The sequence below is a fragment of the Paracidovorax oryzae ATCC 19882 genome (assembly GCF_000687165.1).
Lineage (GTDB): Bacteria > Pseudomonadota > Gammaproteobacteria > Burkholderiales > Burkholderiaceae_C > Paracidovorax > Paracidovorax oryzae.
Genome location: NZ_JMKU01000002.1, coordinates 381482 through 399169 on the forward strand (window position 1 = coordinate 381482; position 17688 = coordinate 399169).

Below are 17688 nucleotides of genomic sequence, written 5' to 3' on the forward strand. Positions count from 1 at the left end.
ATGAAATGAAAATCGCTTATGTGCGGTATTGTCGGCGCGTTTTCCGTCGGAGATGATCCTGGCTCGGTCGGGCGGCCGGAGCGTTTTCTCAAGCTCCTGCAGCACCGGGGGCCCGATCAGCAGGCCTACGTTCGTGTGCAACACGGGATGGGGCGCGGATGGCTGGGTCATACGCGCCTCAAGGTCATCGATCTCTCCGATACCGCAGGCCAGCCCATGTGGAGCCCGGATGGGCGGCACGCGCTTCTGTTCAACGGGGAAATCTACAACTATCGCGAATTGCGGCAGGAGCTTCGCACCAAGGGTGTGCATTTCCGTACCGATTCGGATTCCGAAGTGCTGCTGCACGCCTGGCTCGCCTGGGGGGCGGATGTCCTTCCTCGTCTCGTCGGCATGTTCGCCTTCGTCATATACGACAGGGAGATGGCCACCTTGCATGGCGCGCGCGATGCATTCGGCATCAAACCCCTGTACTACCGCTGCGGGGATAGGGACTTCAGTTTCGCCTCCGAGAGTTCTGTGCTTTGTTCCATGGGAATGCCTGGCTCCACGATGGATTGGCAAACCGCGTACGACTACCTGGTTCACGGCAATTACGATTCAGGAGAGCGAACCTTTTTTCAGGGCATCCTGGCATTGCCAGCGGCCTACTGCTTTCGCTATGAACTGAGCACATTCCAATGGAAGGCTTGGCCATGGTGGAAGCCAACGATCGCGCAAGGAGCGTCCAGGTCTGTTGATGATGCAGCAGATGAGTTACGCACGTGTCTTCTGGACAGCGTGCGATTGCATCTTCGCAGCGACGTCCCGCTGGGCGCGGCGCTGTCGGGAGGGCTGGACTCTTCCGCCATCGTCGGCTGCATGCGGCACCTGGAGCCGGACGCTCCCATCCATACGTTCAGTTTCATCGCGCCCGGCAGCAGTATGTCGGAAGAGCGGTGGGTCGATCTGATGAACGACCATGTCGGAGCCTTGCACCACAAGGTGGGCGTCGAGCCCGGGGAACTGGCCCGGGATCTTGAAGATTTGATCGCGACACAGGGCGAACCGTTCGGAAGCACCAGCATTTATGCCCAATACCGGGTATTTCAGTCGGCCCGCGAACATGGCATGACCGTGACATTGGATGGGCAGGGGGCCGACGAGTTGTGCGCGGGGTACGCCGGTTATCCCGGTCCACGCACGAGGAGCTTGTTGGATCAGGGCCGGTGGCTTGGTGCCGCCCAGTTCCTGCGCAGCTGGGGCCGGTGGCCGGACCGTGTGGAAATCGATGGATGGAAAGCTGCCGCGGCCGAATACATGGGCGAGGCTGCGTACCAGGCAGCACGGCGCATGAATGGGGGCAATGCGTGTCCTGAATGGCTGGATGGAAACGTTCTTTCCGATGCGGGTATCGCATTGCGCTTTCCGCGCCAGATGCCGCACGTGACGGAGCGAGGCCGAAGGCTTCCCGCGGAGCTTGCCCGATCCCTGCATGGGCTGGGGCTGCAAGGGCTGCTGCGCCATGGTGATCGCAACTCGATGCGTTTCTCCATAGAAAGCCGGGTCCCTTTCCTGACCGTCAAGCTGGCGGACTTCCTTCTGGCGTTGCCTGAGGAGTACCTGGTCGCAAATGACGGGGAAACCAAGCATTTGTTGCGGAAGGCCATGCGCGGGCTGGTTCCGCAGGCGATATTGGAACGGCGGGACAAGATTGGATTTGCCACTCCCGAGCATGCCTGGCTGCTGAACATGGCCCCACAAATCCGTGAATGGTTGCGCGCGCCGCTGGGAGTGCCATTTCTACGCCAGCAAGCGTTGCTGGAGGCGTTTGATTCCGTGGTTGCCGGGCGGCGCCCATACAGCTGGCAGGTATGGCGCTGGATCAATTTCGCGCGATGGCACGCGAAGCACTTCCCTTCGTAGTGGTCCCGTGGAGCGCTTTTCCCCATGTGGCTTCCTGCCCTGCTGCAGCATCGGCCGGCCGTGCCGCTGTCCTGGGCTTCCGCGCCTGTACAGGCCTCGGTGCGACGCACTATCGCTGCGGTGCGGGAAGGTGCCTCGCCTGGCACTGCGGAATGTTGCCTATGGATAGGGCTTACTGACATGCGCGCGCTCATTCTCAGCACCCAATCATTCATTGATGGCGGCACCAAGGTCGGCTCGCAGTACTTGGCGCATGCACTTGCCGCAAACGGCTGGCAAGTGGACTACGTGCCGACGTTGTCATCGCCTTTGGACCTCATTGGGCGGCAGCGCCACGCCCGGCTGGGCCGCGCATGGAGGTGGAGGCATGCCAGCCGGCTGGCCCCGGGACTGGTCGAGTGGAGCGTACGTGCTCCTTTTCCCGCCCATCGCTGGTTTCTGCGGTATGGATGGCAATTGACAGCCTATGGCAAGTGGTTGCCGCAACGGCTGCGGGAGACGAGCTATGACCTGTGCCTGACCGACGTGGCCCCGAACCTCCTGCTGTTGCCGCACGTCCGGTCGCGCGTGAACATCTGCCGGCTGAATGACTGGCCCTGGGGATTTGCCACGGACCTGCATCCGATAGTCCCGCGCCAGATCGAAGCCACGCTAGGCAGTGGCAGGTTCTCGGAAGTCTGGGCTGTATCGCAGCCACTGTTGGGTTATGCCCAGTCGCTGCATTCGCCTGCCCAGGTCGTCCTCATGCCGAATGGTGTCGAGCCCGGATTGCTGCCTGACCGAGGTGGCTCCAGGGGCGGCGCTATGAGGCCGCGGAGTGCCGTGTACGTGGGTGCGATAGCCGCCTGGTTCGACAGAGGGCTTCTTGCGGCGGTGGCGAGGCGGATGCCTGGGTGGACATTCGATGTCTATGGCCCGGGAGGCGCTCCTGGACCAGAAGATCCTCCCAACCTGCAATGGCGGGGCAGCCTGAGCCGGGACCTGCTGGCGGACACCCTCGCGCAGTATGAGGTCGGACTCATTCCTTTTCAGGATGCCGACGGACGAATGCGATACGTGGAGCGTCCCATGAAGTTCTATGAATACATTGCCGCGGGCCTGGGTGTAGCGAGCACGGATCTCGGCGCGTTGCGCCAGGGCATGGGGGACCTGGCGTGCTACGGAAACGGCGTGGATGGTTTCGTGCAAGCCATTGAGCAGGCCCGTTTTCAGGCATCCGTACGGCCGGCTGGGTTCCAGAAGACGTTCATCGCTGAAAACAGCTGGGATGCACGCGCCCGTGACATGCAGGAGCGCCTCTCGGCGCTTTTGGCCCGATGATGGATGGCGGTGCAATTTCCCGGCATTACCTGCTCTATGACTTCATGCAGGTGGCCGGTGGCGCAGAACGCGTGACGCTGACCCTGGCCGAAGCGTTCCCGGAGTTTCGTACGGTCGTGAGCCGTTGCTATCCCCAGGCCGCTCCTGTACTGCAGGCATCGTCCGCCCAGGTGCACGAACTGCGCGGGGGCTGGTCGGCCTGGCTACCGCGGATCCTGGAGAGCATGTGGTGTTTCCGCGTGCGTGCCCGATGCCTGCACGATGCCGAGACGGTCATCTATAGCGGCTTCTATGCACCGCTGGCCGTGCATCACCAGCAGCGGGGCCGGCGCATCTACTATTGCCACACCATTCCCCGCTTTGCCTACGATTTGTACGACAGCACGCTGGAAGGGTTCCCGTTGCCGCTGCGTCCCCTCTATGCGTTGTTCGTGCGCTGGTTCCGGCGGCAATACGAAGCGGCCATCGGGCGGATGGACCTCATCCTCGTGAATTCCGAGAATGTGCGCCAGCGTCTGCAGCGCTACACGGGACGAGACGCAGAAGTGGTGTATCCGCCCGTTGCCACGCAGCATTTCCATGCGCTGGAGGACGCTGGCTACTATCTCTCCACTGCGCGGCTGGTGGCGAACAAGCGGGTGGACGTCATCGTGCAGGCATTCATGGCCATGCCCGAGCGCCGGCTTGTCGTGCTTTCCGGCGGGCCCGAGGCGGACCGGTTGCAGGCCATGGCGGCTGGCGCGCCCCACATCGTCTTCACGGGCTGGCAATCGGATGAAGCGTTGCGCCGCTGGGTCGGTGGAGCGCGTGCCGTGATCTATCTGCCCGTGGACGAGGACTTCGGCATGTCACCGGTGGAGGCCATGGCGGCCGGCAAGCCGGTCATCGGCGTGGCGGAAGGCGGCCTGCTGGAAACGGTGGTGTCTGGCGAAACGGGCGTGTTGATCGACAGCCCCCCTGACTCCCGGGCTCTCGTGCAAGCTGTCACCGCGACGGAGGCCTTGTGCGCAACGCAGGGGACGCGTCTGCAGGCGGCATGCATGGCCCGCGCGCAGGGTTTCACCGAGGCGCGGTTCATCGAACGCATGCGGCAAATAATAGGGACTTCGGGCGTGCAATAGCAGGGCACTGCGTGCTGCAAGCGCTGGCGCTCCGCCGCGGCGATCAGGCTGCTCGATCCGGCGCCTTGCCACCCGACCGCGCATGCGCGATGCACAGGAGGGTGGACACCGCCATGTACCGCAGCGCGTTGCGCCAGGACTGGAAGATGTTCGACCGGTCCGTCTGCGCGGCACGCAGCGACAGCGCCAGCTCGGACACTTGCATGCCGCGGCGCCTCAGCAGCAGCAGGGTACCGATGTCCTGGTAGTCCAGCAATGTGGCTTCGGTGGAAGTCGCCACCTGCAGCGCTGCTCGGTTGTAGAGCCTGAAGCCGGATACGAAATCCCTCAAGCCAAAACCGGTGAGCCTGCGGAACCACTGCCAGGCCAGGTTGCGCACCCAGCTGTTGCGGGCCGGGAAATAGCTGACGACGACATCCGCCGCAACACGGTGCGCCAGCAATGCCGGAATTTCCTCTACCTCGTAGCGGCCCTCCGCATCGATGGTGATAACCGTCTCGTATCCGCGCGCCAGCCCGCAGCGCAACCCGGTCTGCAGGCTGCCCCAGGTGGTCATGGCGAGCAGCGGTCGCAGTACCTGGGCGCCGGCCTTCTCGGCCAGGTGGCAGGTTCCGTCGGTGCTGCGGTTGTCCACCACGAGTACGTCGGCAGAGACCAGGGAGCGGATCCGTGCAACCAGCGCGCCGATGGTGGACGCGTGGTTGCGTGTGGAAATCACCACCAGCGGATGGCCTTGGACCGACGTGCGGGCTTCCTCTGGTGCCACGTGCCGGTACTGCCTGGCCAGGGCCCTTTCGCACCGGCGTATGTCGAACGACTGGAGCAGCGCCTGATGGCCCGCTTCTCCCAACTGGCGCCTGAGGCGGAGGTCATGGTGCAGCCGTGCAATGGTGCTGCGCCAACTGCCCACATCCTCGATGGGCACGTGCAGACCCGCATGCGCGTAAGACACCACCCAGGGCATGCCCGAACCGGGGAGGTCGGTCACGATGCAAGGCTTGCGATGCATCATGGCCTCCAGCAGCACGATGCCGAACGCTTCGGTCCGCTCCCTGGAGGCAAGGCAGAAGACATCGCAGTCGCGCAGCAGTGCGTGCTTTTCCGACTCCTGTACGGCCCCCAGCAACCTTACCCGGGACTCCTGTCCCTCAGGTGTCGTGTCGCGTATCAATGTTTCCAGGGGCACGCGCAGTTCCCCGTCACCCACGATCAGCAATTCGACGTCCGGCAGGGCCTGCACCGCCTGGACCAGTGTCTCGAAGCCCTTGTAGTAGGTCAGCCTCCCGATGGAGAGCAGGCGTAGTGACGTGCCATCTTTCCAGCGCATTGCCGGCGCAAGTTCGTTCGCCGGCGGTGCATGCTGGAGCTTCGTGCCCAGCGGGATGATGGAGCACTTGCCACGCCAGGGCCGCAGGGCCGACGACGCTTCAAGATAGGGAGGTGAAGTGGCAAAGATGAGGTGCGCGCGGTCCAGAACGGCATGCTCGAACGGCTTGTAGAGCATGTAGGCAAGGGCCACGGAGAGCTTGATGTCCGATACCACCACGTCGGAATGCCAGTGCACGACGTAAGGCACCTTCCGGGCGGCAGGCAGGGTAAGCGCCCAGAGGGCCGAATTGTTCGGCAGGTGCAAGTGGAGTATGTCAGGGCGGAACTCGCGGATGGCTCGTGCCAGCGCCTTGCGGAAGCCGAGGGCGATCGGTGCGTACACGAGGTTGAACTGCACCGGAACCCGCACGAGCCACGGGGGATCGCCGGGCAGGGGAGTGCCGTGCACCAGTGCGAAGGCGTCGATCCCCTGGGCCCGTTGCGCGTCGATCAGTTCGGCAAGGAAAGTTTCCATACCGCCGAGGTGCGGTGGAAAGAACTTGCCGATGTGCAGTACACGCAGAGCCATGCAGGGGTCTTCTTGCCAGATTGCCCGTGGCAGCCTACTTCTTGCGGGCTGCGGCGATCTGCGCGCGCACCTGCGGGTACTGCGGATTGCGCGGGTCCAGCGCAATGGCCCGGTCCAGGTCTTTCAGGCTGTCGTCCAGCTTGCCGGCGGCGCGGTAGGCCATGGCGCGGCCGTAGTAGGCCACTGCGGCATTCGGTGTCCGTGCCAGGATCTGGTTGAAGGTGGCGATGGCTGCCTGGACGTCTCCCTTGCCGACCTGCGCCATGCCCGTGCCCAGCGCGATGCGCTGGCTTTGCGGGCTCATCTTCTGCAGGGTCGAGAAATCGCGTAGCGCATCGTCGAACCGGTTCGCCCCGATGGCGGATTCGGCCCGGCGCAGCAGCATCGCCTCGCGGAGGCGGTCCACGTCCTTGCCGCTCATGCCTTCGCCTGCCTGGGCCATGCCGGTGGTGAAACTGTCATACGCTGCAGCGAACTGCCCCAGCGCGAACTGGGATTCGCCACGCTGGTAGTAGAGCTGGGCGTCCTTGTAGCCCTGTTTTTCCGCCTCATCGAATGCCGCGATGGCTTCTGCATGCTTGTTCTGGCGCTGCAGTGCCGCGCCCAGGTTGAAGCGCGCGGTACCGCGCAGGGCACCCAGCGCCTCGGCTGTGGCGAATGCCCTCTGCGCTTCGGCCATGGAGCCGCGTTCCAGGTGGTAGGACCCCAGGTTGAGGAAGGGGCGCCAGCGGCCTACCGCGCTTGCGGGAGCCTTGAGGTCGGTTTTCTCGGCAGCATCGCTCCAGGCGGTGTAATCGTCACGCAGAGAGGCGGAGCGCTCGAAGGCCAGCAGGGCGAACAGCAGGCCCACGATGGCACCCAGCATGTAGATGGCGCGGGGCTTGAAGCCGGTGAGCACGATGGCGATCAGGATGGGGATTGCGACAGCCCAGAGGTAGCTCCGGTAGAGAACGAACGGATCCTGCACCCAGACCGTGGCGAATTCGGTGAAGTACAGCAGCAGGGGAAACAGCAGGGCAACGCCCGCGAGGCTGAGCGCGCCGCGGCGGCGCAGCACGGCCCATACCGCCGCGACCCAGAGGGCCACATAGCCCAGCAGGCCCAGCACCTGCGGGAATGCGGTGAACGAGAGAGGGAAGGCGGGGTGCAGGTCCACCGACATCCACGTCACGTTGGGCAAGAGCCACAGCAGGCCGTAGGCGAAGAACAGGGCGGCCTCGTTCAGGATGCTGAGCGGGTACATGCGCTGGGTGATGCCGGGGCTGAGCAGCTCCAGCTGCTGCGTGAGATCGATCGAGCGCTGGTCGAACACCTTGCCGACGAGATCGCCGTAAAAGCTGAACAGAACAGCCGCCGCCACCGCGACCAGCAAGGTGGAAACACCTGCGACGGCAGCCACGGTGCGCCAGGCCGGGCGCCTGACGTGGATGTACAGCGGCACCGCCATGGCTGCCACCATCACCGCATGCTCCTTCGACAGCACCGCAGCCGCATAGGCCACCACGGCGCCTGCATACCAGGCGGCGCCGCGGCCCGACAGGCCGCGCACGAAGCACCAGCATGCCAGCACCGCGAAGAACGTGGCCATGACGATGGAGCGCTGCACGAGGTAGGCCACCGCATAGACCGCCATGGGGTTGACGGCGAAGAGCGCCACGCCCACGCGCACTGCGGCGAGCCGGGATGCATCGAAATGCGTCTGGGCCTCGAATTCCTCGGGGAAGCGTGTGTGCGTGAGCAGGTCGCGCACGAGGGCATAGAGCGCCGCCACGGTGCCCAGGTGCAGGGCGATGTTCACGAGGCGCTGCTTCCACCATCCGGCGCCGGCCAGTCCATCCACCCAGACGAAGCTGCCGTAGGACAGCAGGCGCTGCTTGAAGGCGAGCAGGTTCCCGTAGCTGCCGAAGATGGTGCCGTCGGTCAGGGCCAGGTCGTCGAACAGCAGCGCGTGGTCCCAGCCGGGCAGGTAGATGGCCAGGACGGCCGCCACGACGGCGATACCGAAGACGATGAGGGAGACGGATGGTTTGGTGGCCATGGCGGTGAGTGCGTGACGGCGGCGGGCGGGCGGCGCAGGGCGTGCGGGCGCACCGTGCGACCGCGGGACGCGGAAGTCTAAGCGATGGGGCAGGGAGCGCTGCCGTGGGGCGCTCCGCCTGGCGGGGCGCTGTCCGGCGCAAGGCCCGCGAGCACCATGTGGCAGATCAGCGCCTCGGCATGCGCGTAGTCCCGCTCGGTCAGGGCCGGCTTGTCCAGCAGCAGGGCGAACTGCGCCTGCTGGTCGGCATAGGCCTGGGTGACCGACCAGATGATGAACATCAGGTGCGTGAAGTTCACGCGGGCGATGCGGCCTTCCCGCGCCCAGCGCTCGAAGGTGCGCACGTCGTTGCGCAGCACCGGGCCCACGCGTTCTGCGATCACGTCGCCGTACCGCGGCGCGCCGGCGATGACCTCCTTGGCGAACACCTTGGCGGCATTCGGGCGCTCCAGCGACGACCGGAGCTTGGCCCGGATATAGCGGCGCAGGGCTTCGGAGGGGTCTTCGCCGTGCGACATCTCCTCCATGCCGTCCAGCCACTGGGTGAGCACGTCGTCCAGTACCCGGCGGTAGAGCGCTTCCTTGTTCGGGAAATAGTAGAGCAGGTTGTGCCGGCTGATGCCGGCCGAGGCCGCGATGCCCTCCAGCGATGCTCCTTCGAAGCCGAACTGGGCGAACTGGCTTTCCGCCTCCACCAGGATGGCCTGCTCCTTGCGCAGGCGCGCGGCGGACGGTGCGCTGGTGGTGCGTGGACGCACGGGGGCTGGGCGGGACGGCGGCATGCGGGAGCTCATATGCACCATTGTGGGCCGAAGCAGGGGGCCGGAAACGGTCTTTCCCCAAGGGGGCGCTTCTGGCATGGCGTTTGCTGTCCGGGATTTTACCAATAGGTAAGTTTTTACCGGTTGGTAAATTGCAAGCCACAACGGCGCGACATGCATCCGCCACCACGAGCGAGGACCACGATGACCCCTTCGCCTTTCCTGCCGACCCGGAGCGCCGGGTGCGCCGCCGCACCGGCATCGCGGCCCGGATTCCGTCCGGGTGCCCTGGACCCCCGCGCGCTGCCTGTGCGCGTGGCTGCCTTCTCCCTGCCTTCCTGATCCCGATTCCCAGGGATTCATACACCACAGGAGCCTCCGATGGAAACGACGACCGCCGGCACCGGCTGCGGCGTGCATGGTGCACGCCTCGAGCTGGCCCAGTACGCCAGGAATTTCGGCGATGCCCACCCGCCGCTCACGCGCGCCCAGGCGCTGATCGAGGCCGAGCGCTGCTATTACTGCTACGAGGCGCCATGCGCCACGGCCTGCCCGACGGGCATCGACGTGCCGTCCTTCATCCACCGCATCGCGCAGGGCAACGAGCGTGGCGCGGCGCGCGCGATCCTGGAGGCCAACCCGTTGGGCGGCATGTGCGCCCGGGTCTGCCCGACGGAGGTGCTGTGCGAGCAGGCCTGCGTGCGCAACGTGAACGAGGACAAGCCGGTGGAGATCGGTGCACTGCAGCGCTACGCGACGGACGCGCATTTCGCGCAGCCGGGCGCGCCGCTTTTCACGCGCTCCGCACCCACGGGCCGGCGCGTGGCCGTGGTGGGCGCCGGCCCTGCGGGCCTGGCCTGCGCGCACGGACTGGCGCGGCGGGGCCACGATGTGGTGCTGTTCGACGCACGCCCCAAACTCGGCGGGTTGAACGAATACGGCCTCGCGAGCTACAAGACCACGGGCGGCTTCGCGCAGAAGGAGATCGAGTGGCTGCTCTCCATCGGTGGCATCGAACCGCGCTGCGGGCAGGTGCTGGGACGCGACATCACGCTCGCGGGGCTGCTGCAGGCCTATGACGCGGTGTTCCTGGGCCTGGGCCTGGCGGGCGTGAACGCGCTGGGCATCGCCGAGCCGCAGGCGGAAGGGCTGCGCAACGCGGTGGACTTCATCGCCGACCTGCGGCAGGCGCAGGACCTCTCCGCGCTGCCCGTGGGCCGCCGCGTGGTGGTGGTGGGCGGCGGCATGACGGCGGTGGATGCCGCGGTGCAGGCCGCCAAGCTCGGCGCGGAGGAAGTGACCATGGTCTATCGCCGCGGGCAGGAGAGCATGTCCGCCTCGCTCGTGGAGCAGCAGTGGGCGCAGACGAATGGCGTCACCGTGCGGTACTGGGCCGCGCCGAAGGAGCTGCTGTGCGAAGGCGGCGCGGTGCGCGGCATGCGGTTCGCGGCCACGGCGGTGCAGGGCGGGCGCCTGGTGGAAACCGGCGAGCTCTTCACGCTCGAGGCGGACATGGTGCTCAAGGCCATCGGGCAAAGCTATCTCTCCGAATACGCGGGCGCCGAGGTGGCGCTGAGCCAGGGGCGCATCGCCACCGATGCCGAGGGCCGCACCAGCGTACCGCGCGTCTGGGCGGGCGGCGACTGCCGTGCCGGCGGGCGCGATCTCACCGTGGAGGCCGTGGAGCACGGCAAGGTGGCCGCGGTGTCCATCCACGAAGCACTGCTGGCTGGCTGAAAACCGCCACCGCCCCCACGATCCCAGAGAAAGACAACGGAGAAGCACATGGCAGACATCCGCAGCGATTTCCTCGGCATCCGCAGCCCGAACCCCTTCTGGCTGGCCTCCGCGCCCCCGACGGACAAGGAAGTGAACGTCACCCGCGCCTTCGAGGCGGGCTGGGGCGGCGTGGTCTGGAAGACCCTGGGCGAGGACCCGCACGTGGTCAACGTGAACGGCCCGCGCTATTCCACCCTCATGTCGCAGGACCGGCGCGTGATCGGTCTCAACAACATCGAGCTGATCACCGACCGGCCCCTGGCCGTGAACCTGGAGGAGATCCGTCGCGTGAAGCGTGCCTGGCCGGACCGCGCGATGATTGTCTCGATCATGGTGCCGTGCGTGGAGGAGAGCTGGAAGCGCATCCTGCCGCTGGTGGAGGACACGGGCGCGGACGGCATCGAGCTGAACTTCGGCTGCCCCCACGGCATGAGCGAGCGCGGCATGGGCGCGGCCGTGGGGCAGGTGCCCGAGTACATCCAGATGGTCACGCAATGGTGCAAGCACTACACGCACCTGCCGGTGATCGTGAAGCTCACGCCCAACATCACCGACGTGCGGCAGCCGGCCCGTGCAGCGCGGGCCGGCGGCGCGGACGCGGTGTCGCTCATCAACACCATCAACTCCATCATGGGCGTGGACCTGGAGCGCATGGCGATGAGCCCGAACACCGGCGGGCAGGGGTCGCACGGCGGCTACTGCGGGCCGGCGGTCAAGCCCATCGCGCTCAACATGGTGGCCGAGATCGCGCGCGATGCGCAGACGGCGGGCCTGCCCATCAGCGGCATCGGCGGCGTGAGCACCTGGCGCGACGCGGCCGAGTTCATCGCCCTGGGCTGCGGCACCGTGCAGGTCTGCACGGCGGCGATGGTCTATGGCTTCAAGATCGTGCAGGACATGTGCGACGGGCTGTCCAACTTCATGGATGCGCATGGCTACAGGACGATCGAGGACTTCCGCGGCGGCGCCGTGCCCACAGTGAAGGACTGGAAGGAACTGGACCTCAACCACGTGGACAAGGCCGTGATCAACCAGGATGCGTGCATCCAGTGCGGCCGCTGCCACGTGGTGTGCGAGGACACTTCCCACCAGGCGATCACCTTCACCCAGGAGGGTGGGGCGCGCAGGTTCGAGGTGGATGAATCCGAGTGCGTGGGCTGCAACCTGTGCGTCTCGATCTGCCCGGTGCCCGAGTGCATCACCCTGCGCAGCCTCGCACCCGGCGAAGTGGACGCGCGCACGGGCCGCACGGTGACCGGCGAATATGCCAACTGGACCACGCACCCGAACAATCCGAACCGGGTGGCTCCCTCGGCCACGGCGCAGGCGCCCGCCGGCGCGGCTGTCACCGCATGACCGCAGGGGAGGCCGCCATGACGCCATCATCCTCTCCCGCCTCCGGGGCCGCACAGGACCTCTGGAACGACGACCTCGCGCCCACGCAGGCGCACCAGCGCACCTGGCGCTGGCACCACTTCGCCGCCCTGTGGATCGGGATGGTGATGTGCATTCCCGCCTATACGCTGGCGGCGAGCCTGATCGAAGGCGGCATGTCGTGGAGCCAGGCGGTGGGCACGGTGTTCCTCGGCAACCTGATCGTGCTGGTGCCCATGCTGCTCATCGGGCATGCGGGCGCGAAATACGGCATTCCCTACGCCGTGCTGGCGCGGGCCTCGTTCGGCACGCGCGGCGCCAAGCTGCCTGCGCTGCTGCGGGCCCTGGTGGCCTGCGGCTGGTATGGCATCCAGACCTGGTTCGGCGGCATGATGATCTACACGCTGGCCGGCGTGCTCATCGGCCATCCGCTGGAGGGCGAGAAGATCGCGGGCCTGGGGATCAACCTCGGCCAGCTGGTGTGCTTCCTGGTTTTCTGGGCGATCCAGTTCTACTTCGTGGTGCACGGCATCGAATCGATCCGCAAGCTGGAAACCTGGACCGCGCCCATCAAGATCGTGATCTGCTTCGTGCTGCTCTGGTGGGCCTACGAGAAGGCCGGCGGCTTCGGACCGATCCTGCACCAGCCTTCGCAGTTCGCGCCGGGCGGGCCGAAGGCCGGGCAGTTCCATGCCGTGTTCTGGCCGTCGCTCACGGCCATGGTGGGTTTCTGGGCCACGCTGGCGCTCAATATCCCCGACTTCACGCGCTTCGCGAAATCGCAGCGCGACCAGGTGGTGGGCCAGGCCATCGGCCTGCCGGTGCCCATGGGCCTGCTGGCGGCGCTGGCGGTGTTCGTCACGTCCGCCACGGTGGTGATCTATGGCAAGGCATTGTGGGACCCGGTGGACCTGGCGAGCCGCATGACCGGCGCGGCCGTGCTGATCGCGCTCATCATCCTGCTGATCGACACCGTGAGCGTGAACCTGGCCGCGAACCTGGTCGGGCCGGCCTACGACTTCTCGGCGCTGAACCCCGCGCGCATCAGCTACCGCGTGGGCGGCTACATCACCGTGGGCATCGCCATCGCGATGATGCCGTGGAAGATCCTCGAGTCCACCCAGGGCTACATCTTCACCTGGCTCATCGGCTACTCCGCGTTGCTCGGACCGGTGGCGGGCATCCTGATGGTGGATTACTACCTGGTGCGGCGCACGCGGCTGGACGTACCGGCGCTCTATGCCGACACCGGCCCCTATGCCTATACCCGGGGCTGGAACTGGGTGGCCGTGGCGGCCTTCGCGCTCGGCGTGGCGCCCAACATCCCCGGCTTCCTGCATGCCGCCTTTCCCACGAGCTTCCCGGACGTGGGCGCGGTGTTCCGGCACATCTACGACTATGCGTGGTTCATCGGCCTGGCCATTGCCGCGGTGGTGTACCGCATCGGCATGTCCGGCCATGCCGCCGCCGCGTCGGCCGCTGCGCCGCTGCGCCGCGCCTGAGCCCGGCCACAACCCATCTTGCAAGGAGACCGACGATGAGCAGTGCACCCCTTCTGATCCGCGGCGGCACCGTGGTGAACGCCGACCGCGAGGAGCGCGCCGACGTGCTCTGCGTGGACGGCCGCATCACGGCAGTGGGCGGCGATGCCGCCGGCCAGGCGCCGGCGGGCACCCAGACCCTGGACGCCAGCGGCCAGTATGTGCTGCCGGGCGGCATCGATCCGCACACGCACATGCAGCTGCCCTTCATGGGCACCGTGACGATGGATGACTTCTACACCGGCACGGCCGCGGGGCTGGCTGGCGGCACGACCACCATCATCGACTTCGTGATCCCCGATCCGAAGGAGCCGCTGATGGACGCCTACCGCAAATGGCGCGGCTGGGCCGAGAAGTCCGCCGCGGACTATTCCTTCCACGTCGCCGTGACCTGGTGGAGCGAGCAGGTGCATGCGGACATGGGCACCCTGGTGCGCGAGGAGGGCGTGAACAGCTTCAAGCACTTCATGGCCTACAAGAACGCGATCATGTGCGACGACGAGACGCTGGTGAACAGCTTCAAGCGCGCGCTGGAACTTGGCGCCATGCCCACCGTGCATGCGGAGAACGGCGAACTGGTCTACCTGCTGCAGCAGGAGGTGGCCAAGATGGGCATCACCGGCCCCGAGGGCCATCCGCTGGCCCGTCCGCCCATGGTGGAGGCCGAGGCCGCCAACCGCGCCATCGCCATCGCCGACGTGCTGGGCGTGCCGATCTACGTGGTGCACGTGAGCTGTGCCGAGGCGGCCGAGGCGATCGCCCGGGCCCGCGCGCGCGGCCAGCGCGTGTTCGGCGAGGTGCTGGCCGGCCACCTGCTGGTGGATGACAGCGTGTACCGCGATCCGGACTTCGCCACGGCCGCGGCCCACGTGATGAGCCCGCCCTTCCGGCCGCGCTCGGGCGGCCACCAGGAGGCTCTGTGGCGCGGCCTGCAGTCGGGCCAGCTGCACACCACGGCCACCGACCATTGCACCTTCTGCGCTGCGCAGAAGGCCATGGGGCGCGACAACTTCGCCAAGATCCCCAACGGAACGGGCGGCGTGGAAGAGCGCATGGCCGCGATCTGGGACGGCGGCGTGAACACCGGCCGCCTCACGCCGAGCGAGTTCGTGGCGATCACCTCCGCCAATGCCGCGAAGCTGTTCAACATCTATCCGCGCAAGGGCTTCGTGGGCCCGGGCGCGGACGCCGACCTGGTGCTGTGGGACCCGGAGGGCACCAAGACCTTCTCGGCAAAAACGCAGCACAGCAAGGGCGACTTCAACATCTTCGAGGGCCGCACCGTGCGCGGCATTCCCAGCCACACCATCAGCCAGGGCCGCGTGGTGTTCGCGCAGGGCGACCTGCGCGCCGAGCAGGGCGCGGGCCGCTACATGCACCGCCCGGCCTTCGGTGCCAACTTCCAGGCTGTGCACAAGCGTGCGCAGGACCTGGCCCCCAGCGCCGTCGCGCGCGCCTGAGAACGGACAAGGACAACCCATGGACACGACGACCACCGAGAAGACCGACATCCGCCAGTTGCGCGTGAACGGCGAGCGCCTCTGGGATTCGCTCATGGAACTGGCGCAGATCGGCGCCACGCCCAAGGGCGGCGTCTGCCGCCTCACGCTCACCGACCTGGACAAGCAGGGCCGCGACCTCGTCACCCGATGGGCGCGCGAGGCGGGCATGTCCGTCACGATCGACAAGATCGGCAACGTCTTCATGCGCCGCGCGGGCCGCGACGACAGCCTGCCGCCCATCATGACCGGCAGCCACATCGACACCCAGCCCACGGGCGGCAAGTTCGACGGCAACTACGGCGTGCTGGCCGGCATCGAGGTGGTGCGCACGCTCAACGACCATGGCATCGAAACCGAAGCACCCATCGAGGTCGCCTTCTGGACCAACGAGGAGGGCAGCCGCTTCGTGCCCGTGATGATGGGCTCGGGTGTGTTCGCCAAGGCCTTCACGCTGGAGCATGCCTACGCCGCCACCGACACCGAGGGCAAGACCGTGAAGGGCGAGCTGGAACGCATCGGCTACATCGGCGACCAGGAACCCGGCGACCATCCCATAGGCGCTTATTTCGAGACCCACATCGAGCAGGGCCCGGTGCTGGAAGACCACGGCAAGACCATCGGCGTGGTGACGGGCGTGCTGGGCATCCGCTGGTACGACTGCACCGTGACGGGCATGGAGGCGCATGCCGGCCCGACGCCCATGGCCCTGCGCCGCGATGCCCTGCAGGTGGCCACGCGATTGATGCAGGAGGTGGTGGCCTGCGCGCACCGCCATCCGCCGCACGGCCGCGGCACGGTGGGCATGGTGCACGTGCATCCCAACAGCCGCAACGTGATCCCGGGGCAGGTGAAGTTCAGCATCGACCTGCGCAACGCGACCGACGCCGAGTGCGACAGCATGGACCAGGACATCCGTGCCGTGGCCGCCCGGCTCTCGCAGGAAACGGGGCTGCCCATCCAGATCGATCTGGTCTCCAATTACCCGGCCCAGCCGTTCCATGCCGAGTGCGTGGAAGCCGTGGGCCGCGCGGCGGAGCAACTGGGCTATTCCCACATGCCCGCCGTGTCCGGCGCGGGCCACGACGCCGTGTACATGGCGCGCCTGGCGCCGGCGGGCATGGTCTTCATTCCCTGCAAGGACGGCATCAGCCACAACGAGATCGAGGATGCCCAGCCCGAGCACATCACCGCTGGCTGCAATGTGCTGCTGCACGCGATGCTGGAGAGAGCCGGCACCTAGCGTCTCGCGCGGAACCGCCGTGCCGGGTGGTCCGTGGAATATGCACTTTGTTGCATATTTCCTTCGGTGGTCGGGTTGGCGAGGGGCGCGGGCTCCCATAACGTCCGACCCTTTGCCATCTCCTTTTTCCTTGTCCATCATGAATCCGTCCTCGACCCCGTCGTCCTTCTCTTTCCTGCGCGCCGGCACCCTGCTGGCCGCCACCCTGTCCGCCGCCCTGCTGGCCGGCTGCGAAACCACGGGCATGCGCATGGGCAGCGCGGAATCCAAGACGGTAGCCACGGGCGCGGCCGCCGGGGAGTCGTCGGCGAACGCGAACACCCAGCTGGAGCATTGCTCTTCGCCCCTGGGCACGGTGTCGCTGGTGGAGAACCAGGACGCGGGCTGGTACACCATCCTGCGCAACGAATACCGCCTGCCGCCGACGTCCAACCTGCTGCGCCTGCTGATCCAGCAATCGAACTGTTTCGTGGTGGTCGAGCGCAGCGTGACCGGCATGGGCGCGATGAACCGTGAGCGCGCGATCATGCAGTCGGGCGAGATGCGCGGCGGCAGCAGCTTCGGGCAGGGCCAGATGGTGGCGTCGGATTACGGCATGTCGCCGGAGATCGTGTTCTCCAACAGCGACGCGGGCGGCATCGGCGGTGCGCTGGGTGCGCTCATCGGCGGCGGGGGCGGACAGGTGCTGGGCCAGCTGGGCGGATCGCTGAAGACGCGCGAGGCCAGCGCGATGCTGACGCTGGTGGACAACCGCTCGGGCGTGCAGGTGTCGGTATCGGAGGGCAGCGCCTCCAAGAGCGACTTCGCAGGCTTCGGCAGCCTGTTCGGCAGTTCCGCAGGCGGGCGGCTGGGCGGCTACCAGAACACCTCGCAGGGCAAGGTGCTGACGGCTGCGTTCATGGACGCATACAACCAGATGGTCATGGCGCTGCGCAACTACAAGGCGCAGAAGGTCCAGGGCCAGGGCCTGGGCGGCGGCGGCCGGCTGGGCGTGGACGGCGGCGCTGCGCCGTCGCAGACGAAGGCGGGCGCATCGATGTCGGTGCGCGAGGCACAGGCACGGCTCAATGCGCTGGGCTACGACGTGGGCGCGCCGGACGGCGGCATGGGCGCGAAGACGGCGAACGGGCTGCGGGCCTTCCAGAAGGACAAGGGCCTGCCGGTGACGGGCCGCCTGGACTCGGCCACCACCGACGCGCTCTCGCGCTGA

General features: G+C 66.9%; 12 protein-coding genes. 9 read left to right on the forward strand and 3 right to left on the reverse strand.

Features of this window, described 5'->3' with window-relative positions; translation table 11 throughout:
* The first annotated feature begins 18 nt into the window (after positions 1-18).
* From asnB to T336_RS0103465, 3 genes are all read left to right on the forward strand, one after another.
* The gene (gene asnB / locus T336_RS0103455; protein WP_026431502.1) at positions 19-1905 is read left to right on the forward strand and encodes an asparagine synthase (glutamine-hydrolyzing); all 1887 of its coding nucleotides are present in this window, start codon (positions 19-21) and stop codon (positions 1903-1905) included.
* A gap of 180 nt (positions 1906-2085) precedes the next feature.
* Positions 2086-3225 (forward strand): glycosyltransferase family protein, encoded by a 1140-nt coding sequence (locus tag T336_RS0103460; RefSeq protein ID WP_026431503.1) that lies wholly within the window; start codon positions 2086-2088, stop codon positions 3223-3225.
* Positions 3222-4346: a glycosyltransferase gene (locus T336_RS0103465; RefSeq protein ID WP_026431504.1), complete on the forward strand. Its 1125-nt coding sequence runs from the start codon at positions 3222-3224 to the stop codon at positions 4344-4346. Before T336_RS0103460 ends, T336_RS0103465 begins: the two co-directional genes overlap by 4 nt.
* A gap of 43 nt (positions 4347-4389) precedes the next feature.
* Here the strand turns inward: T336_RS0103465 and T336_RS0103470 are convergent, their stop codons facing one another.
* The 3 genes from T336_RS0103470 to T336_RS0103480 all read right to left on the reverse strand — a co-directional run bounded on the left by T336_RS0103470 (position 4390) and on the right by T336_RS0103480 (position 9063).
* Entirely contained in the window at positions 4390-6243 is a 1854-nt protein-coding gene (locus T336_RS0103470) for a glycosyltransferase (RefSeq protein WP_035225219.1), read from the reverse strand.
* A gap of 34 nt (positions 6244-6277) precedes the next feature.
* Entirely contained in the window at positions 6278-8281 is a 2004-nt protein-coding gene (locus tag T336_RS0103475; protein WP_026431506.1) for a tetratricopeptide repeat protein, read from the reverse strand.
* Positions 8282-8358: 77 nt separating this feature from the next.
* On the reverse strand, positions 8359-9063 hold the full coding sequence (locus T336_RS0103480) for a TetR/AcrR family transcriptional regulator (protein ID WP_050858896.1): 705 nt from the start codon (positions 9061-9063) through the stop codon (positions 8359-8361).
* Positions 9064-9423: 360 nt separating this feature from the next.
* On the opposite strand from T336_RS0103480, the gene T336_RS0103485 reads away from it, so the two are divergent.
* The 6 genes from T336_RS0103485 to T336_RS0103510 all read left to right on the forward strand — a co-directional run bounded on the left by T336_RS0103485 (position 9424) and on the right by T336_RS0103510 (position 17688).
* Complete coding sequence (locus tag T336_RS0103485; protein WP_026431507.1) at positions 9424-10779, forward strand: NAD(P)-dependent oxidoreductase; 1356 nt, start codon at positions 9424-9426, stop codon at positions 10777-10779.
* A gap of 48 nt (positions 10780-10827) precedes the next feature.
* The gene (preA, locus tag T336_RS0103490; RefSeq protein WP_026431508.1) at positions 10828-12177 is read left to right on the forward strand and encodes an NAD-dependent dihydropyrimidine dehydrogenase subunit PreA; all 1350 of its coding nucleotides are present in this window, start codon (positions 10828-10830) and stop codon (positions 12175-12177) included.
* 17 nt (positions 12178-12194) lie between these two features.
* Entirely contained in the window at positions 12195-13697 is a 1503-nt protein-coding gene (locus T336_RS0103495; RefSeq protein WP_035225243.1) for an NCS1 family nucleobase:cation symporter-1, read from the forward strand.
* 35 nt (positions 13698-13732) lie between these two features.
* Positions 13733-15196, forward strand: a complete 1464-nt coding sequence (hydA, locus tag T336_RS0103500; RefSeq protein WP_026431510.1) for a dihydropyrimidinase — start codon at positions 13733-13735, stop codon at positions 15194-15196.
* Positions 15197-15215: 19 nt separating this feature from the next.
* On the forward strand, positions 15216-16478 hold the full coding sequence (locus tag T336_RS0103505) for a Zn-dependent hydrolase (protein WP_019702586.1): 1263 nt from the start codon (positions 15216-15218) through the stop codon (positions 16476-16478).
* A 139-nt stretch (positions 16479-16617) separates the two neighbouring features.
* Positions 16618-17688 (forward strand): peptidoglycan-binding protein, encoded by a 1071-nt coding sequence (locus T336_RS0103510; RefSeq protein ID WP_051647038.1) that lies wholly within the window; start codon positions 16618-16620, stop codon positions 17686-17688.